This window comes from Streptosporangium brasiliense (assembly GCF_030811595.1).
Lineage (GTDB): Bacteria > Actinomycetota > Actinomycetes > Streptosporangiales > Streptosporangiaceae > Streptosporangium > Streptosporangium brasiliense.
In genome coordinates this window covers 3,393,431-3,415,239 of record NZ_JAUSRB010000002.1, presented here as the reverse complement: position 1 = coordinate 3,415,239, position 21,809 = coordinate 3,393,431, and the positions used below count along the sequence as shown (strand labels likewise).

At 71.8% G+C, this 21,809-nt stretch carries 17 protein-coding genes and 1 pseudogene; 8 read left to right on the top strand and 10 right to left on the bottom strand.

Annotation, left to right across the window (positions count from 1 at the left end; translation table 11 throughout):
* Window positions 1–39 precede the first annotated feature (39 nt).
* Window positions 40–999: a LacI family DNA-binding transcriptional regulator gene (locus tag J2S55_RS24350; RefSeq protein WP_306865272.1), complete on the top strand. Its 960-nt coding sequence runs from the start codon at window positions 40–42 to the stop codon at window positions 997–999.
* Here the strand turns inward: J2S55_RS24350 and J2S55_RS24345 are convergent.
* The gene (locus J2S55_RS24345) at window positions 996–2,192 is read right to left on the bottom strand and encodes an MFS transporter (protein ID WP_306865270.1); all 1,197 of its coding nucleotides are present in this window, start codon (window positions 2,190–2,192) and stop codon (window positions 996–998) included. The genes J2S55_RS24350 and J2S55_RS24345 overlap by 4 nt on opposite strands.
* Before the next feature lie 66 nt (window positions 2,193–2,258).
* On the opposite strand from J2S55_RS24345, the gene J2S55_RS24340 reads away from it, so the two are divergent.
* Window positions 2,259–3,245, top strand: coding sequence for an ArsR/SmtB family transcription factor (locus J2S55_RS24340; RefSeq protein ID WP_306865268.1), 987 nt, complete (start codon window positions 2,259–2,261; stop codon window positions 3,243–3,245).
* Between the two features lies 1 nt (window position 3,246).
* On the opposite strand, the gene J2S55_RS24335 is transcribed toward J2S55_RS24340, so the two are convergent.
* The 3 genes from J2S55_RS24335 to J2S55_RS24325 are packed head-to-tail and all read right to left on the bottom strand — an operon-like array spanning window position 3,247 to window position 6,387.
* On the bottom strand, window positions 3,247–4,164 hold the full coding sequence (locus tag J2S55_RS24335) for a carbohydrate ABC transporter permease (RefSeq protein ID WP_306865266.1): 918 nt from the start codon (window positions 4,162–4,164) through the stop codon (window positions 3,247–3,249).
* Window positions 4,161–5,048, bottom strand: a complete 888-nt coding sequence (locus J2S55_RS24330; RefSeq protein ID WP_306865264.1) for a carbohydrate ABC transporter permease — start codon at window positions 5,046–5,048, stop codon at window positions 4,161–4,163. Before J2S55_RS24330 ends, J2S55_RS24335 begins: the two co-directional genes overlap by 4 nt.
* Before the next feature lie 52 nt (window positions 5,049–5,100).
* Window positions 5,101–6,387 carry an ABC transporter substrate-binding protein gene (locus J2S55_RS24325; protein ID WP_306865263.1) on the bottom strand — a complete coding sequence of 429 codons (1,287 nt, stop codon included), beginning with the start codon at window positions 6,385–6,387 and terminating at the stop codon, window positions 5,101–5,103.
* Between the two features lie 622 nt (window positions 6,388–7,009).
* Here J2S55_RS24325 and J2S55_RS24320 point away from each other — a divergent pair.
* The gene (locus J2S55_RS24320) at window positions 7,010–8,731 is read left to right on the top strand and encodes an RICIN domain-containing protein (protein WP_306865261.1); all 1,722 of its coding nucleotides are present in this window, start codon (window positions 7,010–7,012) and stop codon (window positions 8,729–8,731) included.
* A 172-nt stretch (window positions 8,732–8,903) separates the two neighbouring features.
* Here J2S55_RS24320 and J2S55_RS24315 read toward each other — a convergent pair whose 3' ends face one another.
* Both J2S55_RS24315 and J2S55_RS24310 read right to left on the bottom strand, forming a co-directional pair.
* Window positions 8,904–9,677, bottom strand: a complete 774-nt coding sequence (locus J2S55_RS24315; protein WP_306865259.1) for an AMP-binding protein — start codon at window positions 9,675–9,677, stop codon at window positions 8,904–8,906.
* Window positions 9,678–10,201: 524 nt separating this feature from the next.
* The gene (locus J2S55_RS24310) at window positions 10,202–12,676 is read right to left on the bottom strand and encodes an ATP-binding protein (RefSeq protein ID WP_306865257.1); all 2,475 of its coding nucleotides are present in this window, start codon (window positions 12,674–12,676) and stop codon (window positions 10,202–10,204) included.
* A gap of 338 nt (window positions 12,677–13,014) precedes the next feature.
* Between J2S55_RS24310 and J2S55_RS24305 the strand changes: the two genes are divergently transcribed.
* Complete coding sequence (locus tag J2S55_RS24305) at window positions 13,015–14,988, top strand: ABC transporter ATP-binding protein (protein ID WP_306865255.1); 1,974 nt, start codon at window positions 13,015–13,017, stop codon at window positions 14,986–14,988.
* Between the two features lie 82 nt (window positions 14,989–15,070).
* Here J2S55_RS24305 and J2S55_RS24300 read toward each other — a convergent pair whose 3' ends face one another.
* Both J2S55_RS24300 and J2S55_RS24295 read right to left on the bottom strand, forming a co-directional pair.
* Entirely contained in the window at window positions 15,071–16,537 is a 1,467-nt protein-coding gene (locus tag J2S55_RS24300) for a peptidoglycan D,D-transpeptidase FtsI family protein (protein ID WP_306865253.1), read from the bottom strand.
* Between the two features lie 98 nt (window positions 16,538–16,635).
* Entirely contained in the window at window positions 16,636–17,016 is a 381-nt protein-coding gene (locus J2S55_RS24295) for a MerR family transcriptional regulator (RefSeq protein WP_306865252.1), read from the bottom strand.
* A 91-nt stretch (window positions 17,017–17,107) separates the two neighbouring features.
* Between J2S55_RS24295 and J2S55_RS24290 the strand changes: the two genes are divergently transcribed.
* Entirely contained in the window at window positions 17,108–18,046 is a 939-nt protein-coding gene (locus J2S55_RS24290; protein WP_306865251.1) for an aldo/keto reductase, read from the top strand.
* Between the two features lie 108 nt (window positions 18,047–18,154).
* Here the strand turns inward: J2S55_RS24290 and J2S55_RS24285 are convergent, their stop codons facing one another.
* Window positions 18,155–18,811 carry a TetR/AcrR family transcriptional regulator gene (locus tag J2S55_RS24285; protein WP_306865249.1) on the bottom strand — a complete coding sequence of 219 codons (657 nt, stop codon included), beginning with the start codon at window positions 18,809–18,811 and terminating at the stop codon, window positions 18,155–18,157.
* A 71-nt stretch (window positions 18,812–18,882) separates the two neighbouring features.
* Here J2S55_RS24285 and J2S55_RS24280 point away from each other — a divergent pair, with 71 nt between their 5' ends.
* Complete coding sequence (locus J2S55_RS24280; protein WP_306865247.1) at window positions 18,883–20,205, top strand: GH1 family beta-glucosidase; 1,323 nt, start codon at window positions 18,883–18,885, stop codon at window positions 20,203–20,205.
* Window positions 20,206–20,299: 94 nt separating this feature from the next.
* Here J2S55_RS24280 and J2S55_RS24275 read toward each other — a convergent pair whose 3' ends face one another.
* A complete protein-coding gene (locus J2S55_RS24275) occupies window positions 20,300–20,644 on the bottom strand; it encodes a putative quinol monooxygenase (RefSeq protein ID WP_306865245.1) in 345 nt (114 codons plus the stop codon).
* Window positions 20,645–20,689: 45 nt separating this feature from the next.
* On the opposite strand from J2S55_RS24275, the gene J2S55_RS24270 reads away from it, so the two are divergent.
* The gene (locus J2S55_RS24270) at window positions 20,690–21,100 is read left to right on the top strand and encodes a MerR family transcriptional regulator (protein ID WP_306865242.1); all 411 of its coding nucleotides are present in this window, start codon (window positions 20,690–20,692) and stop codon (window positions 21,098–21,100) included.
* Between the two features lie 158 nt (window positions 21,101–21,258).
* A pseudogene (locus tag J2S55_RS24265) lies at window positions 21,259–21,489 on the top strand (SDR family NAD(P)-dependent oxidoreductase); the annotation flags it as partial.
* Window positions 21,490–21,809 lie beyond the last annotated feature (320 nt).

Here is a 21,809-nt window from a genome sequence, read left to right as displayed (position 1 = left end):
GATCGGGCCGTGGCAGACAGTGTCCGTGGACGTCCCACCATGAAAGATGTCGCGGCGGCGGCCGGGGTGGCGCTCAAGACCGTCTCCCGGGTCGTCAACGAGGAGCCGGGGGTCAACCCCGCCACCGCCGAGCGGGTCCTGTCGGCCATCGAACGGCTCGGCTACCGGCGCAACGAGAGCGCCCGGGTGCTGCGCCGGGGCCGGACCGCGAGCATCGGCCTGGTGATCGAGGACGCGGCCGACCCGTTCTACTCCGGGATCAGCCGCGCGGTCGAGGACGTGGCGCTCCGGTACGGCTCGCTGGTGCTCAGCGGCTCCTCGGGGGAGGAGCCGACGCGCGAGCGGGAGCTCGTCCTCACCTTCTGCTCCCGCCGGGTGGACGGCCTGATCATCGTGCCGGCCGGGGACGACCACGACTACCTGAGGCCCGAGCTCGACGCGGGCATCGCCGCCGTCTTCGCCGACCGGCCGGGCGGGCTGGAGGTGGACACGGTGACCTGCGACAACAACGGCGGGACGCACACCGGGGTCACCCACCTGATCCGGCACGGCCACCGCCGGATCGCCTTCCTCGGCGACAGCGCGTCCATCTTCACCGCCGCCGAGCGCCTGCGCGGCTACCGCCGCGCCCTCGCCGACGCGGGCCTGCCGTTCGACGGGTCGCTGGTGGCGACGGGCCCCCCGGAGCAGGCCGGGCCCGCGCTGGCCCGGATGCTCTCCGGCGACGACCCGCCCACCGCGGTGTTCACCGGCAACGGCCGGATCACCGTGGCCACGCTGCGCACCGGGCACCGGCTCGCCATGGTCGGCTTCGACGACTTCGAGCTCGCCGACCTGCTGGTGCCCGGGGTGACCGTGGTCGCCCAGGACCCGGCCAAGCTCGGCCGGACCGCGGCCGAGCTGCTCTTCCGCCGCATCACAGGGGAGCCGGGCCCAGCCGCCCGGATCGAGCTGCCCACCCGGCTCATCCCCCGCGGCTCCGGAGAGCTGCGCCCCTAGCCCGGCACCGGGGACGGCCGCAGGGAGCGGTGGAGGGCGAGGGAGCACCCGATGACCGCCAGGCCCGCGGCGGCGATCGCCAGGTGCGGGGCCGCCAGTTCGGCGGCGGCGCCCACCAGCGCGGCGCCCAGCGCCTGGCCGGTCATCGCGCCCGCCGACACCAGTCCGAAGGCCTGTCCCCGGACCCGCTCGGGCACCGCCTCCAGGAACCTCCGCTGCAGCCCGAGCTGGTAGGCGCCGCTGCCCGCCGTGGCGAGCACGGCGATCAGGACGGCCCCCGCGAGGCCCGGCTGGAGGGCGAAGCCGAGCAGCGGCACCCCGGCGAGCACCGCCAGGGGCAGCGCCAGCCGCTCCCGCGCCGACGGCGCGGCGAACCGGCCGACGGCGAGGTTCCCGGCCGCCAGCCCCGCGGACGCGGCGGCGAGCGCGATCCCGGCCGTGCCGCCCAGGTAGGGCACGAGCATCGCCTCGGCGCCCGTCACGAACGACACCGGCAGCCAGTGGGCGAGCAGCAGCCCGCGCACCCTGGCGTCGGCCAGCAGGGACCGGTTGACCCGCAGGGTCTCCCGTACGGCGCCGCCGCCCACCGCGCCCCGGGCCGGCAGGCCGGGCAGTCCGGCCCGGAGCACCACCGCGGCCACGACCGACAGCACGGCGGTGCCGGCCAGCGCCCCGTCCGGGCCTGCGGCGGCGAGGATGCCGCCGCCCACCGCGAGGCCGCCGATCTGCGCCCCGGCGGCCGTCATGGACAGCACCGACCTGGCCAGCACGAACGCGTCACCCGGCAGCAGGTCGGGCAGGAGGGCGCTGCGGGCGGCGGCGAAGACCGGCGAGAACAGCCCGGTCAGGAGGACCAGGGCCAGCATCGCCCAGACGGGCAGTCCGGCGAAGGCCAGCAGCAGGCAGGTCACCACCCGGACCAGCTCACCGGCGATCATCAGCTCGCGCGGCCGGAGCCGGTCGGCCAGCGAGAGCAGGAACGTCCCGCCGACGATGTAGGGCAGGAAGCCCAGCATGTACGTCGCGGCCGACAGTCCGGGCGACCCGGTCCGCGCGTAGACCAGGGCCGACAGGGCCAGCATCTTGATCTGGTCCCCGGCCACCAGGAGCGCGAAGCTCCCGAACAGCACCCGGAACTCCCGGCCCGCGAAAACCTCCGTGTAGGTCGCGCCGCGCTCTTGTGTGGGGGTCATGCGGACCATGCTCGGGCGGGCCGGGACGGCTGACTAAGCTTTCGGATATCTCCGAAAGGTCGCTACATGGTCTACCTGATCGAGGTCAGCCCGCAGGACGTCATGGCGAGCAGGTTCGCCATCTCCCCTCTCATGGTCACCAAGCAGGCGCTCTGGCTGCTGTCCGGCAAGAAGGACGACCCGGTGTGGCGGGCGTGGGTGGACCGGATGCGCGGGCCGTACGAGGGCCTGCTGGCCAGGCAGGCCGGCCTGGGCGCCCTGGTGACGCTGTACCGGGACCGGCTCTACAACGCCGACTTCCCCGCGCCGCCGCCGGCCGGGGTGAGCACCCCCTTCGCCGCCGAGCTCACGGCCGTGCGGGCGACCCCGGCCGCCCAGGCGCACGGCGAGATCGCCCGGAACCTGGAGGGCATGGCGCGTCCCCCGGACGCGGTCATGGACGTGCTGTTCTCACCGGACGTCGTGGAACTGTTCGCCGCCGCGCTCCAGGCCGTCTGGGACGAGATCGTCGCCCCCTCGTGGCCACGCTTCCACGCGATCCTGGAGCGGGACGTGGTCCAGCGGGCGGGCCGGCTGGCCGCCTACGGCTGGGCGGCGGCGCTGGCCGACCTCAGCCCCCGGGTGCGGTGGCGCCCGGACGGGGTCATCGAGGTCGGCGCGCGGAGCCCGGACGCGACCCACCGGCTCGACGGACGCGGCCTGCTCCTCGTGCCCTCCCCCTTCGACTGCGGAGTGGGCTCCTACCTTGAGCACGCGTGGCCGTACGCGATCAGCTATCCGGCCCGGGGCGCGGGGATCCCGCACCGGGCGCCCGACGGGCTGGCCGGGCTGATCGGCCGGACCCGGGCCCGCGTGCTCCTGGAGCTGGCCGGCCCGGCGACCACCACCCAGCTCGTCACCCTGCTCGGCCTGAGCCTGGGCACCGTCGGAGGCCACCTGGCCGCGCTGCGCAGGGCGGGCCTGGTCGCCGGGAGCCGCACCGGCCGGGGCGTCCTCTACCACCGCACCGCGCTGGGCGACTCCCTGGTCCATCCTGAGGCGCTCCGACCGTGAGTCACCCCTTCAGCGCCCCGGCCATGAGGCCGCGCATGAAGAACCGGCCGAGCAGGACGTAGACGATCATCGTGGGGATGGAGGCGAGCAGGGCCGCGGCCATCTGCTGGCTGTAGGGGACGGTCTGGGCGCCGGCGATGTTGTTGAGCATGACCGTGGTGGGCCAGCTCTGCGGGCCGGTGAGGAAGACGGCGAACAGGAAGTCGTTCCACATCGAGGTGAACTGCCAGATGATCACCACCGCGAAGGCCGGCCCGGAGACCGGCAGCACCACCGACCAGTAGGTCCGCAGCATCCCCGCGCCGTCCACCCGGGAGGCCTCGATCAGCTCGTCCGGGATGGTGACGTAGTAGTTACGGAATATCAGCGTGCAGATCGGGATGCCGTAGACCACGTGCGCCAGGAGCAGCCCCGGTATCGCGCCGTAGAAGACCCCCGACGCCCCGGTGACGGACTGGGTGATCTCGTTGAGCTTCACCAGGAGCTGGACCAGCGGGATCATGACCCCCTGGTAGGGGATGAACATGCCGAACAGGAACAGCGTGAACAGCACGTCGGCGCCGGGGAAGCGCCACTTCGACAGCACGTAGCCGTTCATGGAGCCCAGGACCGCCGAGATCAGCGCACCGGGTACGGCCAGCAGCACGCTGTTCCAGATGCCCGGGGCGAGCTTGTCCCAGGCCACCCGCCACGGCTGCGCCGTCCACACCTCGGGCAGCGCCCAGGCCCGGCTGGGGTCGGCCTCGGTCAGCGGCTTGAAGCTGGTGACCAGCAGCACGTAGACCGGGATCAGGAAGATCACCAGGAAGGCGGCCAGCAGCGCCAGCCGGACGCCGCGCGCCCAGCCCGCCCGCCGCCCGGCCCGGCCGCCCGGCCCGTGCGCCCGCGCCGGAGGGGTCCGCGTCTCCGTGGCCGTCATGGCCGCCTCTCCTTGCGAAGGGTCCAGACCAGGTAGGGGATGACGAACACGCTCACCGCGAGCACGATGTAGGCGGCGATGGTGGCGCCCTTGGCCGGGTCGTGGGAGTCGAAGACCGCCACCCACATGAACACGGCGGGGACGTCGGTGATGATCTGCTTGCCGGACACCGCGACGATCAGGTCGAAGACCTTGAGCGAGATGTGCCCGAGGATGATCAGCGCGGACAGCGTCACCGGGCGGAGCAGCGGCAGCACGATGTGCCGGTAGACCTGCCATTCGGTGCAGCCGTCGACCCGGGCCGCCTCCCGGAGGTCTTCGGGGACGCCCCGGAAGCCCGCCAGGAACAACGCCATGACATATCCCGACATTTGCCATATCGCGGGGATGGCCATGGCCGCCATCCCCCAGTCCGGGTTCCGGAACCACTCCCACTGCAGGAAGTCCAGGCCCAGGCTGTCGAACAGCCGGTTCAGCCCGACCGCCCGCTCGTCCTGACCGGAGTTCATCAGCCAGCGCCAGACCACCCCGGTCGCCACGAACGAGATCGCCATCGGGAACAGGTAGACCGCCCGGAAGGTCCCCTCCCCCTTGATCCCCTTCTCCATGAGGAAGGCCAGCAGCCAGCCCAGCGCCAGCGCACCGAACACGAACACCACGGTGAAGACGACGGCGTGGTTGACCGAGATGCCCCAGCGCTTCTGATCCCAGAGCGTGACGAAGTTCTCCAGGCCAACGAAACTCCCCTCGGAGATCTCGTCGTGCCTGTCGGTCATGGCCAGCCGGAAGTTCCAGCCGAGCATGCCGTACACGAAGACCGCGATGGCGATGATCGACGGCGTGACCAGCAGCAACCCCGGCAGCCACCTGCGCACCCGTGTCACTGACACCCCTTCCACGGGGTACGGCCCGCGTCGCCGCGGGCCGTACCGGACATCACTGACCCGAGTTCTTGGCGGCCTCGGCCAGCGAGGCCTGGAGCGCGGCCACGTCCTTGTCGGTGTGGAAGAGACCGACCGCCTCGTTGATCGCGACCCGCCAGGCGTCGTTGACGACGACGCCGTGCTGGATGGACCCGGCGAGCTTGTTGCTCCCCCAGTCCTTCAGGGCGTCGGCGAGGTAGTCGGTGTAGAGGGAGGTGTCGGCGTCCTTACGGGCCGGGATGGAGCCCTTCTTGGGGTTGAAGGCGTCCTGGCCCTCCTTGCTCGCGGCCACCTTCAGCCACGCCAACGCCCCGTCGCGGTTCGGGGCGCCCTTGGGCAGGGTGAAGCTGTCCGACAGCCACATGAAGGTGCCGCCGGTGCCGGGCGAGGGCGCCCAGTCGAAGTCGGTCTTGGACTTCTTGCCCAGGCCGCCGTCCGGCGGGTTGTGGAAGTAGCCGTAGGCCCAGTCGCCCATGATGGTGAAGGCGGCCTGGCCGTCGGCCACCTGCTTGGCCGCGGGCTGCCAGTCGTCGGCCGGGTCCCCGGCGTAGGACAGGATCGTCTTGAAGTCGTTCAGGGCCTTGGTCATCGCCGGACCCGACCAGTCGGAGCCCGCGGTCCAGAGCTTGTTGTAGGCGTCGGTGCCGAGCGAGCCGAGCAGCACGCTCTCCAGCAGGTGCACCATCGTCCACTCCGAGCCGATCGAGAGCGGGACCTTGCCCGTCTTCTTGACCTTCTCCAGGGCGGCGACGAACGTCTCGATCGTCGCGGGCACCTCGGTGACGCCCGCCTCCTTGAGCACGGCGGGGTTGAACCACATCACGTTGGAGCGGTGGATGTTCACCGGGACCGAGTAGATCTGGCCCTGCACGCTGATCTGGTCGATCAACTGCTGCGGGAAGACGTCCTTCAGCTTGAGCTCGTCGTAGAGGGAGTTGACCGGCTCCAGGTCACCGGCCTTGATGTAGCCCTGCAGCTCGGCGCCCGCGTGGCCCTGGAAGGTGTCCGGCGGGGTGTCGGCCTGCAACTTGGTGGCCAGCAGGGCACGCGCCTTGTCACCGGAGCCGCCCGCCACGGCCGCGTCGAAGAACGTCAGGCCGGGGTTCTGCTTCTCGAATATCTCCTTCATGGCCTTCAGGCCGTCGGCCTCACCCGGTCCGGTCCACCAGGAGAAGACCTCAACCTTCTTCTTGCCGTCGGCCTGCGGGCTCTGCGCGGCGCCGCCGCCGTCACCGCAGGCGGTCAGGGTAAGTAGGCCCGCCACGGTGACCGCGACGGCCGCCATCCACCGTCGTCGCATAGCTTCCCGTCCCTTCGGGGTCGAGGTTTCACAGATTCCCCCGAGCAAGATGACAACGTTGTCAGTGGATCAATCAATTCATCTGACACCGAGCGACGTCAAGGTGTGCGCGGATAACTTCTGCGCATCCCGGCCGGCCCCTGTCACGCGGATCCCGCCGCGGCCGGTGGCCGCGAGTGATCGCCGGCAGGGCCGCGGCCGCCGGATCCCCGCCACACCGGGCGCGCCCCGGTCCACCGCGCGCGGACCACGCCGATCACAGCCCTGAGCTGCCTCTTGTGGCCCGTGGACGGGCTCAGGTCAGCTCTCCGCGGCACGGGGGAGGGCCGGACCATTCGGATTGATCATGCCGAAGTCGGCGGTTATGTTGATCAGCGCTGCCGCCAAGGCGCGCGAAATTCGCAATCGGGGAGCCTCTCACGTGTTTGCCAGACGGACCACCCTCTTAGCCGTGGCGGGAGTCCTCGCCGCCGCGAGCCTCGTCTCCGGGGGGCTGGACGCCTCCCCCGCGGAGGCGGCACCGGCCGCCCCGTGTGCCCGCCCGGCGGCGTCACCCGAGCCGAGTGCCCGCACGACGGCATCGTCCCAACCGGGTGCCCGCACGACGGCATCACCCGAGCCGGTGAGCTGCGTCGACGATCACGACGTGTTCCCCGGCGCGCGGCTCGGCGCGCGGACCGGACCGCAGGGTGATACGGCCCGGCTCACGGCGGCCCAGGCCGAGGCCGCGGTGGAGGCGGCGCCCGCCAGGGTGTTCTGTGAGGGCGACGGGGTGAGCGGCAAGCGCGTCGAGGTGCTGTACGTCCGCGAGCCGAGCATGCCCGACCGCTACAGCAGGCTGCTGCCCATGTTCCAGGCGTGGCTCTCCAACGCCGACGACTCCTTCAACGACGCCGCCGCGGCGGCCGGCAAGAGCCGGCACATCCGCTACGTCACGGAGGCGGTCTCCGGAGGATGTCAGGTCGCGGTCCGTGAGGTCGTCGTGCCCGCCGAGGCGCTGGCCACCTTCGGCAGCGGCGTCGCCGCGGTGCAGGCACTGGGCCACAACCGCGCGGACCGCAAATACCTCATGCTCACCGAGGCGACCGTCGTCTGCGGACTGGGCCAGAGGTACACCGACGACCGGCCCGGCGCCGAAAACTACAACAACCGTCTCACCTACGCGCGGGTCGACGCGGTCCCCAACTGCTTCGGGGCCAACGCCATCGCCCATGAGCTGGGCCACACGTTCGGCGCGGTGCAGGAGAGCGCCCCGCACTTCTACGGCTCGCACTGCTCGGACCAGTTCGACCTAATGTGTTACGGCGGGACCCCGTCCTGGGCCTGCCTGAAGTGGGACGACTACCGGCTGCCCGACTGCAACCGCGACGACTACTTCAACGTCAGCCCGGCGGCCGGCAGCTACCTCGACACCCACTGGAACATCGCCGACAACGAGTTCTTCGTCAAGGGGGACACCAGCGACGCCGTCGCCCACCCCACGGTCGGCCTCACCTACGCGATCACCAGCGTGTCGACCGGGGGAGCCATCGAGCCGATCGGCGGCTCCACCGCCGGGCTGACCAAGCTCAGCCAGCGTGCCCGCACCAACGCCCTGAGCCAGAGCTGGCTGATGGGATACAAGACCGGCCTCCAGCTCGTCAACATGAACAGCCGGATGTGCGCCGACAGCGCCTACAGCGGAACCGCCTCGGGGACGCAGGCCCTGCAGTACAACTGCAAGGGCACCGACGGCATGCGGTGGGCGTACCTGCCCCAGACGGACGGCAGCTACGCCATCGTCAACTGGCTGTCCGGGCTGGCCCTGACGGTCACGGGCGCGTATCCGGCCCCGCTGGAGCAGCGCCCCTACACCGGCGCGACCGACCAGCGCTGGAAGTTCAACCGGATCCTCAACTCCGTCGGTCCGGGGAACGGTTCGACCTACTACCTGACGGGCGTCGGGAACCGGGAGAACGCCGAGGTCCTCAACGGGGCGCTGACGTCCGGCGCACCGGTGACGCACAAGGCGCATTCCGGTGCGAAGAGCCAGCAGTGGACACTGCGCAACCCCAACTCGTCCACCTCCCCGGACTGGCAGCTGGTCAACGCCAACAGCGGGAAGTGCCTGGACCTGAAGGCGACGAGCACCGCGGCCGGGACCCAGATCGTCCAGTCCACCTGCTCCACCACCTCCAGCAGGCAGAAGTGGCAGCTGCAACGCGTGGCGGACAGGACGTACGTCATCGTCAACAAGTACAGCCGGCGGGCGCTCAACATGACCACCGGTGCGCTGTCCGTCCTGGACCAGCAGGTCCTCGCGGGCGACAACGGCAACCACTTCTGGGCGCTCAAGCAGGTCTAGGTCCGGACCGGGCGGCCCCCGCCCCTTCCGACGACGCGCCGCCCGGCTCCCGCCCCTTTCCGACGACGCGCCGCCCGGCTCCCGTGCCGGGCGGCGCGTCTCCGCGTAGGGGCACCCGCCCGCTGCCGCGGCAGGACCTCCGGGCCAGGGCCCGGCGGGACGGGGTCAGGGGCTAGACGCGCTGGACGGCTCCGTCGAGCAGCGCCATGACGGTGACCCCGAAGTCGTGGATGGTCGCCGACAGCTCGGTGGGCGACAGGCCCGGGGCCACCACGACCAGCGCGCCGCGCATCAGCGCCAGCCCGACCAGGGTCGTCATGGCCAGGGTGCAGTCGAGGGACCAGGTCACCAGCAGGACGTCGGACTTCTCCAGCACCGTGTGCCCACCCAGCTCGTGCATGCGCGCGATCAGCTCCTGATGGGTGAACAGCCCCTCGTCCTCGGTCAGCAGCGCGGGCTGGACCGAGGGGTCGAACAGGGGCAGCGGGCCGGGTTCGAGCAGCAGCAGGTCGGCGAAGTCGACGGTGTCGCGCGCCTGGCCGAAGGCGATCACCTGGCGGACCCTGGACGCCTCGGCGGCCAGCAGCGACGTCTCCGCCAGGTCGGGGGTCGTGATGAGCAGCCGGGCGTCCCACCGGGCCAGCAGCTCGGCCGCCGCCCCGCCCCAGGACGCGACCGGGGCCGCCACCCCGCCGGCCGCGATGACGGTGTGCACCGCCAGGGTCTGGGCCGCGGCGTTGTCGACGTGGATCCCCGCCACCTGGCGCCGCCGGGCGCCCCGACGGACCAGCCCCGAGGCGCCCCGTGTCACCTCGTCGGCCAGGCGGCGGTAGCCGTACACCACTCCCGCGCCGAGGTCGATCAGTGCGGGCCGGTCACCCCGCTCGTACGCGTAGCCGAACACCGCTTCGGTGACGGTGCCCTTTATGGACGAGGTGGGTCTCATTCCACCGACGCTACGGCCGCCCTGCCGGCCGGGCATCGGCAGATGTATGTAGATGGGTGTGTATTCGAAATCCGTCCCTCCGGAAGGCGGGCCCGAGCCCTGCGCGGCTCGGGCCCGCTGTCGCGTGGCCCATGGCACTGAAGTCCCCACCCCTCCGAGGAGACCTCGACCGTTGGGAGGGACACGCGACGCTACCGGTGTGCTCGACCGAGACGCCGGGGATGGTGTGGGCCTGCCGTACCGGATCACCGTCATGACGGGCACGGTGCGGAAGGCTGGGCGTCATCGGTCGAACACGAGGGAAACCTACGGCGGACGGCCACTGCGGCGCATGCTCCGGAGTGCGTATCCCGAGATGTATCTATGCGGCGGCTGATGTGTAGACCCGATGTGTAGGCAGGGCCCCGGAGCGGGAGCGTCCACGGCCTTTTCCCTGCTACGGCCCTGCCTCCCCGCTACGGCCCTGCGCTGTGGCCCTGCTACGGCCCCGCGCTCCCCCGCCGCGGCGGGAGGACGGGCGGGGCCTAGCCTCGGTTCTGCTCGATGACCCAGGTGGCGACCTGGGTGCGTGAGGAGAACCCGAGCTTGGCCAGGATGTTGGCCACGTGCCGGGCGGCGGTCGCGGGACTGATCACCAGCTCGTCGGCGATGGCCTTGTTGCTCAGGCCCCGGGCGATCAGTCCGGCGATCTCCCACTCCCTGCCGGTGAGCGTGGTGAGCGGGGCGGCGACCGGACCCCGGCCCGCCATCAGGGGCGCGTCGGACTGCTCGTCGCCCTCCAGCGCGTAGCGGACCGCCTGGTCCTGGGACATCTCCTTGCCGTGCGCCCAGAGCTGGGCGACCATCGCGTCGCCGAGCCGCATCCGGGCGGGCTGGAGCAGCTCCTCCATCCGCGCGCCGAAGCCGGAGGGCAGGACGGCGCCGCTCATCGAGCTCCGGATCGCCGCCGAGGCCCCCGCCAGGCGCACCGCCCGGCGGTCGTCCTCCTCGGCCAGCGCGAGCTGCGCGAGCGTCTCGATCCGCCGGGCCACGCCGAGCCGCTGGCCCGTCCCCTGGCACAGCCGCAGGCTCTCGATCAGCCTGACCCGCGCGGTGGCGAGGTCGCCCTGGGCCAGGGCGATCCGGCCCAGGCCCGCCAGGCAGGTGATGGTCTGCCAGTGGGCCGTGATGTCCTGGAGCAGGTCGAGGGCCTGCTCGTAGTAGGCGCGGGCCTCCGCCAGGTCGCCCCGGAGCCAGGCGACCTGGGCCAGGCCGATGAGCGCGACCGGGGCCGCCCAGTGGTTGTCCAGCTCGTGCGCGATGGCCAGCGCGGCCTCGAAGGAGCGCTGCGACTCCTTGGCCCGCCCCTCCGACAGCGCGAACGTCCCCTCCATGGCGCGGATCACCATCTCGTGCCATGGATCGTCCACCCGGCGCACCGCCTCCAGCGCCTCGTCCAGGAAGGCCCTGGCCCGCTCCGGCCGGCGCTGGTAGATGGCCACCCAGGCGAGGATGGCGAGCGCCCCGCTCAGCGGCCCGTGCAGACCCGTCGCCCGGCACAGCTCGGCCGCGGCCGTGCAGGCGACCTGCGCGGTGTCGGGGTCACCCTGGCCGAAGGCCACCTGCCCGCGCAGCACGAGGGCGTCACCGCGCACGCTCGGCGGCAGCTCCGTCTCCTCCATCGCCAGCAGCCGGTCCAGCCACTCGTCCGCGGGGGTGAACCTGCCGCCGGCGATGGTCGGCCAGCGGAGCAGGACCAGCAGGCGCAGCGCGCTCTCCGGGTCGTCGGCCTCCGCCGACCAGCGCACCGCCGCCCACACGTTGGCCTGCAGCTCGTCCAGCAGGACCAGCAGCGGGCAGATCTCCTCCCAGGTCGGGCGGGGGCGCCGGACGATCGTCTGGTGGATGCGGCCGGCGACCTCGATCATGTGGTCCCGGTGCCGCCGCCGCAGCGCGGCCTCCTCCCCCGAGGTGTCGAGCTGCTCGGCGGCGTACTGGCGGATCGTCTCCAGCATCCGGTAGCGCGTCTCGCCCGCGACCTCGGCGTCGGCCAGCACCAGGGACTTGTCGACCAGGTCGCAGAGCACGCCCAGCACGTCGTCGGCCCACAGCCCGTCACCCGCGCAGACCTGCTCGGCCATGTCCAGGGTCCAGCCCCCGGTGAACACCGCCAGCCTCCGCAGCAGGATCCGCTCGGGGTCCTTGAGCTGCTGATAGCTCCAGTCGACGGTCGCGCGGAGCGTCTGGTGCCGGGCCGGGGCCATCCTGTCGCCGGTGGACAGCAGCCGGAACCGGTCTCTGATCCGGGCGTGGATCTGCTCCACCGTCAGCACCCGGCACAGCGCGGCGGCCAGCTCGATGGCCAGCGGCATCCCGTCGAGCGCCTCGCACAGGCTGGCGATGTCGCCGGCGTTGTGCTCGGTGACGGCGAAGCCGCGCGAGGCGGCGCTGGCCCGGTCGACGAAGAGCCGTACGGCCTCGCTGCCGGCGAGGTCCTGGACGCCGGTCCGGGGCAATGTGAGCGGCGGCACCCGCCACACGGTCTCCCCCGCCACCCGCAGCGGCTCCCGGCTGGTCATGAGCATGCGCACGCCCGGACAGACGGTGAGCACCGCCCGGCAGAACCGGGCCGCCTCCTCGATGAGCGACTCGCAGTTGTCGACGATCAGCAGCAGGCGCCGGTCGCCGAGCGCGTCGATCAGCGTGTCGGACAGCGGACGCGGCGGCTCGGCCTTCACCCCGAGCACGGCGCCCACCCGGGGCTCGATCAGATCGCCGCGCACCGCCTCGGCCAGCTCCACCAGCCAGACGCCCCCGGGGAACTCCGCCGCCACCTGGGTGGCCACCCGGACCGCCAGCCTGCTCTTGCCGATGCCGCCCGCTCCGCACAGGGTCACCAACCGGGCGACACCCAGCAACTCGACGAGCTCCTCCACGTCGCCTTCACGGCCGACGAAGGCATTGGGTTCGAGAGGCAGGTTGCCGCCGGTGAGAGAAACGTGCGCGGTGTCCTGTGTCATCGGCTCTTAAGGGAGGTCGCGGGCCATCCGTCACAGAAAGTGTGACACCAATTACCGTGCCGTGCCCAGGCTTAGCCCCATTTCGCACACTCGGCTTAACAACACTGCTCGCGAAATGTTATTGCACCGAATTCACGTGCGGCGGCGGAAGTGCCGATACTCCGGTACGACGGATCGGGCGGACCCGGAGGCGGCGGCGGCCCCGGACGGCGTCCGGGCCGCGAGGCTCACCGCGTCCGGGGCCGCCGGCCTGGAGCCCTCGCCTCGATGACGGGCCGGGTTGACCGCACGCGGCCATCCGATGGCGGATCGGCCGTGGGGCGCTTCAGACTGCACCCATGGCGGACACTCCCCTGGAACCTGCTCCCCGTACCGCGACCGACGAGGACACCTCCTCCGACTCCATTCCCGAGCTCGGCGAGCTCAGCCTGTCGGAGTGGCACGCCCACGTCGGCAAGATGACCGGCATCGGCTTCCTGACCATCGCGCGCCGGCTGCCCGCGCTGGTGTCGCACGCCGTACGGCTGGCGTGGCTGGCCGGCCCCCGTGACACCGTCATCGCGATCGTCCTGAGCCTGCTCGGCGGCGTGTTCACCGCGTTCGGGCTGCTCGCCACGACCGGGGTGCTGTCGGCCCTGTTCGAGGCGGGGCCCACTCCGGAACGGGTCATGGCGGCCCTGCCCAGCCTGATCGTGGTGGGTGTGGCCGGCACCCTGCGCACGCTGATGCAGGCGGGCGCGGGCTGGGCGCAGTCCCGGCTCGACCCCCAGGTCAGCCGGATCGCCGAGGAGCGGCTCTACGGGCTGACCAGCAGGGTCGGCCTGGCCGCCTTCGACGACCCCGACTTCCACGACGCGCTCCAGCGTGCCCGCTCGCGCGGGGTCGCCATGGCGGACGTGGTGGTCGGCACGGCCATCAACGTGCTGACCGCGATCATCGGGATCGTCGCGGCGGCGGGCGTGCTCGGGGTGCTCCATCCGGTGCTCCTGCCGCTGCTGGTGCTGGCGGTGGTGCCGGACGCGTGGGCCGCGGTCCGCTCGGCGCGGATGCGCTACACCACGATGTACGCGCTGATCCCCGCCAGCCGCCGCAAGTGGATCATCGCGGAGCTGCTGGCGGAGCGCGGGTCGGCCGCCGAGGTGCGCTCGTTCACCATGCGGGGCTTCCTGATGCGGATGTACGACGCCGTGGCCACGGCCGAGCAGAGCATCCTGCTGAGGCTGGCACGGCGGCAGACGTTCGCGAAGATCGTCGGTGAGGCGCTCGGCGGGGTCGGGACGGCCGTCGTCTACGTCGCCCTGGGCATCCTGCTCGCCGTGGGCGCGGTGCCGCTGGCCGTGGCGGGCACGGCCGTGCTGGCGATCCGCTCGGGCCAGACGTATCTCGCCAACCTGATGTTCGCCACCAACCGCCTCTACGAGGAGGGCCTCTACTTCACCGACTTCCTCGACTTCTGCGCCGACGCGGAGAGCCGGATCGGGCACGGGCGCTCCGGGCAGGCTCCCGAGACCTTCGAACGGATCACCGCCGAGGACCTCGTCTTCACCTATCCCGGCTCCGGCAGCCCCGCCCTGCAAGGGGTGTCGGTCCGCGTCGACCGGGGCGAGGTGATCGCCCTCGTCGGCGAGAACGGCTCGGGCAAGAGCACACTGGCCAAGATCCTGTCGGGTCTCTACGAGCCGGACAGCGGGCACGTCCGGTGGGACGGCACCGACCTCGCCGACGTCGACCCCGACCAGCTGCGCGGCCGCATCGCGGTCATCGCCCAGGACCACACGCGCTGGCCGTTGACCGCCAGGCACAACATCAGCATGGGCACGGAGAAGGGGGAGCCCGCGCTGGTCTCGGCGGCCGAGGTGGCGGGCGCCGACCAGGTCGTCGCCGAGCTGCCACACGGCTACGACACCCTGCTCGACCGGCGCTTCAAGGACGGCCAGGAGCTGTCCGGCGGCCAGTGGCAGCGGATCGCCGTCGCCCGCGGCTTCCACCGGGACGCCCCGCTGTTGATCTGTGACGAGCCGACCGCGGCCCTCGACGCCCGCGCCGAGCACGCCCTCTTCGAGCGCATCCGGCAGCACGCCGACGGCCGCACCGTCCTGTTGATCACCCACCGGCTGGCCAGCGTCCGCTACGCCGACCGGATCTACGTCCTGGACCACGGCAAGGTCACCGAGGAGGGCACCCACGACCAGCTCATCGAGCTCGACGGCCTCTACGCCGACCTCTACAACCTGCAGGCCCACGCCTACTCGACCGGAGCCTCGACGGAGCCCGCCGTACCCGGGACCGGAGGCCCGGCGCGGCCCGCGTGACGGCCACCGCGATCCGACCGGGCCCGCCGTACCCCGGACCGGCAGGCCCGCGTGACGGCCGCCGTGACCCGGCCGGGCCCGCCTACTCCGGGCGGATGCCCAGCACGGCCCGCATGACGGCCGCCGCGACGGGAGCCGCCGTCCGGCCGCCGGATCCGCCGTGCTCCACCAGGACGCCCACGGCCACCCGGGGGGTGGCCGCCGGGGCGAAGCCGGTGAAGACCGCGTGGTCCTGACCGGAGGCGGCGTTCTCCGCGGTGCCGGTCTTGGCCGCGACATCGACGCCCGGGACGGCGGCGGCCGTGCCGGTGCCGCCGGGCTGGGTGACCGTGACCATCATCGCGGTGAGCCGGTCGGCCTCGTCCTCGTCGAGCGTGCGGCGGTAGGGCGACGGGTCCGCCTCGTCGATCACCGCGCCGTCGGCCAGGCGGACCTGCTCCACCAGGTAGGGGCGCATCAGCACGCCGTCGTTGGCGACCGCCGCCGAGATCATCGCGATCATGAGCGGGGTGGCCCGGTCGTCGAACTGCCCCAGCGCCGACATCGCGGTCTGGGCCTGGTCCATCCCCCGCGGGTAAACGCTCTCGGCCACCGGCATCGGGACGGTGAGGTCGTCGGCGCCGAACCCGAACGCCTCGGCCTGCTCGCGGAGCGCGTCCTGGCCGAGGTCGATGCCCATCTTCGCGAAGGGGGTGTTGCACGAGGTCTTGAACGCGTACGCCAGCGGCGGGTCGCCGTCACCGCAGGCCGTACCGCCGGAGTTGCGCAGGTAGGTGCCGGTGCCGGGGAGGCGGAACGCGGTGGGGGCCTCGACCCGCACGGTCGGGCTGTATCTCCCGGAGATGAGCGCGGCCGCGCTGGTGACGACCTTGAAGGCGGAGCCCGGCGGGTAGTTCCGCTGGATCGCCCGGTTCAGCAGCGGGTCGCCGGGGTCGCTCCGCAGCCGCCTGTCCACCCTGTCGAGTTCGGCGCTGTCGAAGGTCGTGTAGAGGTTCGGGTCGTAGGAGGGGAAGGACACCATGGCCAGGATCGCGCCGGTGGCCGGGTCGATCGCGACGGCGGCCCCGCGCAGCCCGGTGGCGCGCAGCGCCTCGTAGGCGGCCCGCTGCGCCCGCCCGTCGATGGTGAGCTCAAGCGTGGCGCCGCCCTCGGTGCCGTCCACCAGCGAGCGCAGCTTCACCCATGGGTCGCCGCCGGACAGCACCGCGTTCTCGGCCGCCTCGATGCCGGTCCCGCCGTAGAGCGAGAGGTGCCCGGTCACCGGCGCGTACAGCGGACCCCAGGGATAGGACCTCCGGTACCGGTAGGTGCCGTCCCCGCTCTCCCGGCTGGTCGCGACAACCGTGCCGTCGCGCAGCAGGATCTCGCCCCTCGGGGTCTCGAACCGCGCGATCCTCCTCTGGGGGTTGCGCGGGTCCTCGTTGAGCCGGTCGGCCTCGAAGGCCTGGATATGGGTCGCCTGGGCGAGCAGCGCGAACAGCATGGCCCCGCACATCAGGGCGACGCGCCGGAGCGGGATGTTGATCCGGCGCGCGCGTGGTGCGGCCATGGGCCCTCCCCCGATCCCGCCACCGGTCACCGATATACCGGTTTAACAGCCGGACCGAAAAGGGGGGACCGTCCTGGGGCAAAGCAGCCGTACGGCTTCTAATCAACCACCGCACGGTAGTAATTGATCTTGTTCAGGACGGCCGTCTGCTTCTCGCGCAGGTTGGCCACCTGGCTCTCCACCCGCCGGTTGTGGGCTTCGAGGAGCTCGATCCGGTCACGGATCGTATGGTCGCCCGCCCGGACCAGCTCGGCGAAGCGGAGCATCTCCGCGATCGGCATCCCGGTGTCCCGCAGACAGCGGATCGTGCCGAGCCAGCCGATGTCGTCCTGGGTGAACCTGCGCTGGCCGGCCGCGTTACGGCCGACCGGCTCCAGCAACCCGATCCGCTCGTAGTAACGCAGGGTGTCGAGACTGAAGCCGGTCTCCTCCACCACCTGCCCTGGCGTATAGACCCGCCCTGGTGCGTAGACGCTCACGCCTGGCAGCATCCCACCTGGAGCCCACTCCAGGTCAAGCAGGAATGTCCGGCTTGACCTGGAGTGAACTCCAGCCTGCAAGGTGATGCCCATGACACACATCCCTCTGGCGCTGGGAACCATCCCGTTCGGCACCGCCCTGGACGACAGGGCGACCTTCGCGATCCTGGACCGCTTCGTCGACGCCGGCGGCGCGCTGCTGGACACCGCCAACAACTACCCCTTCTGGAACGAGGGCGCCACCGGCGACGAGAGCGAGCTCGCCATCGGCCGGTGGCTGGCCGCCCGGGGCAACCGCGACCGGGTCGTGCTGAGCACCAAGTGCGGCGCCCGGCCGACGGTCCCCGGCGACCGGACCCTGGACTCCGCCGAGGGCCTGTCCGCCCCCGCGATCCGCGCGGCCGCCGAGGGCAGCCTGAGGAGGCTGGGGACCGACCACGTCGACGTGTACTGGGCCCACGTCGAAGACCGGTCCGTCCCCCTGGAGGAGACGCTCGGCGCGTTCGCCGAGCTGGCCGGGTCGGGCAAGGTCCGGGAGATCGGGGCGAGCAACGTCCGCGCCTGGCGCCTGGAGCGCGCCCGCGCCCTGTCGGCGGCAAACGGCTGGCCCGCCTACACCAAGGTGCAGCTCCGCCACACCTACCTCCGGCCCCGGCCGGGACTGCGGCCGGTGGAGTCGGGCCACGTGCTCGTGCAGGACGACATGGTCGACTACCTGCGCTCCGAGCCCGGTCTGACCCTGTGGGCCTACAACACGCTCATGGCCGGCGCCTACACCCGGCAGGACCGGCCGATCCCGGAGATCTACGACCATCCGGGCACCACCCGCGGGCTCGCCGTACTGCGCGAGGTGGCGGGCGAGCTGGGCGTGACCGTCAACCAGGTGGTGCTGGCCTGGCTGATCGGCGGCGACGTCCCGACGGTCCCGATCGTCGGCGTGAGCTCCCTGGCCCAGCTCGAGGAGGCGCTCGGCGCCGTGGAGCTCAAGCTCGACGACGAGCTCCGCGCCCGCCTGGAGTCCGTCCGATGAGGCCGGCCGAGGAGCTGTGGTTCCTGACGCCCACGCCCCTGGGGGTGTGGCGCTTCCCGGACACCCGGCCGAGGAGGCCCGGGGCGGGCCACTCCTGGTGGGCGCGGATCACCCCTGGGGGAGGTAGTCGGACAGGTAGCGGCGGACCAGACGCTTGCACTCGGCGATCAGCTCGGGGTCCCCGTCGGGCCGCGAGCGGAAGGCGAGCTTGAGCACGGCGTCGGCGGCCTCGACCGCGACGACCAGCGCCCGGTCCAGGGCCGGGCCGATCGGGGCGCCGAGCAGCTCGATGGTGATCGCGCGGAGCCGGTCGGCCACGATGACGTTGTTCTCCAGCGCGGCGTCGAGCATCCGCTCGGTCCCCTTGATCGCCGGACCGCCCGGCGAGGGCAGCACCTCGCCGAAGTCGACGACGGCGAACCCCGGCGTCGTCCGTTTCATCGCGACGAACTCCTCGATCGCCAGGTCCACCACCTCGGTCCAGTCCGACAGCTGCACGGCCGAGAGCCGGGTGGTGATCCGGCCGAGGAACGCCTCCAGGTTGCGCAGCGCCAGCGCCCGCACAAGTCCCTGTTTGTCGGTGAAGAACTGGTAGAAGGTGCCGATCGGCACCTCCGCGCGGCGCGCGACCTCCTTGGTGGTCAACGCCTCGTAACCCGCCTCGTCCAGCAGCCGCGCGCACTCGTCCAGCATCCGCTCGACCCGTTCCAGGCTGCGCCGCTGGGCGGGGCGACGGCGCAGCGTCCCCCCGGAAACGTTCGTCATCGCTCCATCATCTCCTACGCGGGCACATCAGAGGCTAACATGAGCCACACTCATGCCAGCTGGAGGTCAGGATGTTCCTTTGGGGTACGGCTACCGCGTCCTACCAGATCGAAGGCGCCGTCGCCGAGGACGGCCGGGGCCTGTCGATCTGGGACACCTTCACCCGCGAACCCGGCCGCGTCCGCGACGGGCACACGGGCGAGGTGAGCTGCGACCACTACCACCGCTGGCCCGAGGACGTCGCGCTGATGGCCGGGCTCGGCGCGAACTCCTACCGCTTCTCCATCGCCTGGCCCCGCGTCCAGCCCGACGGCAGGGGCCGGATCAATCAGGCGGGCCTTGACTTCTACGACCGGCTGACGGACGCGCTCCACGACAGGGGCATCGTCCCGGCGGCCACACTGTTCCACTGGGACCTGCCGCAGGCCCTGGAGGACGAGGGCGGCTGGCTCAACCGTGACACCTCCTACCGGTTCGCCGAGTACGCCGCCGCCGTGGCCGACCGGCTCGCCGACCGGATCCCCATGTGGATCACCCTGAACGAGCCCTTCGTGCACATGGTCTTCGGCTACGCCATGGGCAACCACGCTCCCGGCAGGGCCCTGCTCCTGGACGCGCTGCCGGTGGCCCACCACCAGCTCCTCGGACACGGCCTGGCCGTACAGGCCCTGCGCGCGCGGGGCGCGGAGCAGGTGCTGATCACCAACAACTGCACCCCCGTCTGGGCCGCCTCCGACGACCCCGCCGACCTGGCCGCCGCCGACGCCTACGACACCCTGCACAACCGCCTGTTCAACGACCCCGTGCTCATCGGCAAATACCCGGATATGTCGGCGTATGGCGTGAGCCTCGACTGCGTCCAGGACGGCGATCTCGACCTGATCGGCGCCCGGCTCGACGGGCTCGGCATCAACTACTACAACCCCACCCGGATCGCCGCCCCCGCCGACGAGGGCCTCCCCTTCAGCGACACCGGCATCACCGGCCATCCCACCACCGCCTTCGGCTGGCCGGTCGTCCCCGACGGCCTCCGCGAGCTGCTGACCGGCCTCAAGGCGCGGTACGGCGACGCCCTCCCGCCCGTCTACATCACCGAGAACGGCTGCTCCCAGCCCGACGTGCCCGGCCCGGACGGGGTGGTCGACGACCAGGACCGGATCGCCTACCTCGACGGCCACATCGCGGCGGTCCACCAGGCCCAGGCCGAGGGCGTGGACGTACGCGGCTACTACGTCTGGTCCTTGCTGGACAACTTCGAGTGGGCCGAGGGCTACCACCAGCGCTTCGGCCTGGTCCACGTCGACTTCGCCACCGGGCGGCGCACCCCGAAGTCCTCCTACCACTGGCTCGCCGGGCGGATCGCCGAACACACCGGACACCCCGAGCCCCGCTAGCTGTATTGACCCGCGGGGTTGTTGACACGGCTGACCCCCAGGGTTGCTGACACGGCTGATGGGGGTCGGCCGCCCGGAGGAGCGGCGGCACCCGCTAGCGCGGGTAGGGGCTCAGCATGGCGCCGGAGTGGGCGTCGAGCTCGCGCTCGAGATAGTCCATCCGCCGCTCCCAGAAGTCCTTCATGTGCGGCAGCTCCATGTGCCGGTCGAGGTCCTCCTGCGAGCGCCACACCTCGTAGAGGAAGAAGCTCCCGTCGGCCTCCTCGTGAACGTGATACTCCAGGCTGCCCGCCTCCTGGCGGGTGGGCTCCACGAAGGAGAGCAGGAGCTCCCTGAGCTCCGCGGCCCGTTCCGGCCTGGGGCGGGCGAAACCGTAGAGGGAGATGGTGCCGGTCGTCGCGTGCCGCGCCTGGTCTGTCCGCGCTGTCGTGTCTGTCATGACGGCAACGCTAGAATCTCACATGGATGTGAGGTTCAAGCGTATGTGAGGCGGATCACATTGAAGATCGGCGACCTGGCGCGCGAGACCGGCGTGAACGTGCGCCTGCTCCGCTACTACGAGGAGCAGGAACTGCTCGTGTCCGAGCGGGCCGGCGGCGGCCACCGCCGATACGCGGCCGACGCCCCCGCGACGGTCCGGCGGATCCGGACCTTCCTGGGAGCGGGGCTGCCCACCAGGGTCATCCGCGACCTCCTGCCGTGCGTCACCGGCGACGGACCCGACCTCGACCCCTGCGTGATCGGGCACCTGCGGGAGCAGCTCGGCGGCATCGACGAGCGGATCGCGGGGCTCCAGGAGGCGCGCGCCTCCCTCGCCGGCCTCCTCCAGGCCACCGAAGGCGCCCGGCCCGCCTCCGCCGGCCACCGCCTCCAGCCCGAGCCCGCGCTCCACTGACACCGGCGCTCCGCTGAAGCCCGCGCCCCACTGACACCGGCGCTCCGCTGACACCGGCGCTCCGCTGAAGCCCGCGCCCCACTGACACGACCGCTCACCCCGGCGGATCCCGCCGGGCCGGCGCGCCGTCGAGCACGGCCGGCGGCGGTCCTGCGGACCTCGTCAACATCTCCTCGATCGGCGCCCACGTCACCTTTCCCGGCTACGCCGTCTACGGCGCCACCAAGGCCGCGCTCACCCACCTGTCCGCGTCGTTGCGCCCCGAGTTCGGCCCGCGCGGCGTCAGGGTGACGAACAGGGCGGGGCGCTGCCGGCGGAGGTCTGCGGTGGCCGATGGCCGGGATGTCTTCAGGTCGCCGGTCCCCGGCGGGTGGCCTGGGGCGCGGTGATGATCTGAGGAACGGTGATGACCTGGGGGCAGTGATGACCTGGAGGGCGATGATGATCTGAGGAGCGGTGATGACCTGTGGAGCGGTGAGCGCCGCGGTCGCCTTCACGCGGATCTGCTCGGTGCTCGTGCCCTCATCGGTGCGGGCTCGGAGGGCGATGCCTCCGTTTGCCGGTCTGCTGTTCACGCCATTGTCCGGGCGGAAGGGCGAGTATCCGGACTCCGTCGATCGGCGAATTTCACAGCGGCTCTGAAAGGGCCCGCCACACCTTCGGCTCGACCGACACTATTTAATTCTTCCATGTTTTCCGGGTGGATCCC

Bases quoted from the DNA above. Each gene is read 5' to 3' on its own strand.
- J2S55_RS24350 (WP_306865272.1), top strand. From the start codon at position 40: ATGAAAGATGTCGCGGCGGCGGCCGGGGTGGCGCTCAAGACCGTCTCC.
- J2S55_RS24345 (WP_306865270.1), bottom strand. From the start codon at position 2,192: ATGACCCCCACACAAGAGCGCGGCGCGACCTACACGGAGGTTTTCGCG.
- J2S55_RS24340 (WP_306865268.1), top strand. From the start codon at position 2,259: ATGGTCTACCTGATCGAGGTCAGCCCGCAGGACGTCATGGCGAGCAGG.
- J2S55_RS24335 (WP_306865266.1), bottom strand. From the start codon at position 4,164: ATGACGGCCACGGAGACGCGGACCCCTCCGGCGCGGGCGCACGGGCCG.
- J2S55_RS24325 (WP_306865263.1), bottom strand. From the start codon at position 6,387: ATGCGACGACGGTGGATGGCGGCCGTCGCGGTCACCGTGGCGGGCCTA.
- J2S55_RS24315 (WP_306865259.1), bottom strand. From the start codon at position 9,677: ATGAGACCCACCTCGTCCATAAAGGGCACCGTCACCGAAGCGGTGTTC.
- J2S55_RS24310 (WP_306865257.1), bottom strand. From the start codon at position 12,676: ATGACACAGGACACCGCGCACGTTTCTCTCACCGGCGGCAACCTGCCT.
- J2S55_RS24305 (WP_306865255.1), top strand. From the start codon at position 13,015: ATGGCGGACACTCCCCTGGAACCTGCTCCCCGTACCGCGACCGACGAG.
- J2S55_RS24300 (WP_306865253.1), bottom strand. From the start codon at position 16,537: ATGGCCGCACCACGCGCGCGCCGGATCAACATCCCGCTCCGGCGCGTC.
- J2S55_RS24290 (WP_306865251.1), top strand. From the start codon at position 17,108: ATGACACACATCCCTCTGGCGCTGGGAACCATCCCGTTCGGCACCGCC.
- J2S55_RS24285 (WP_306865249.1), bottom strand. From the start codon at position 18,811: ATGACGAACGTTTCCGGGGGGACGCTGCGCCGTCGCCCCGCCCAGCGG.
- J2S55_RS24280 (WP_306865247.1), top strand. From the start codon at position 18,883: ATGTTCCTTTGGGGTACGGCTACCGCGTCCTACCAGATCGAAGGCGCC.
- J2S55_RS24275 (WP_306865245.1), bottom strand. From the start codon at position 20,644: ATGACAGACACGACAGCGCGGACAGACCAGGCGCGGCACGCGACGACC.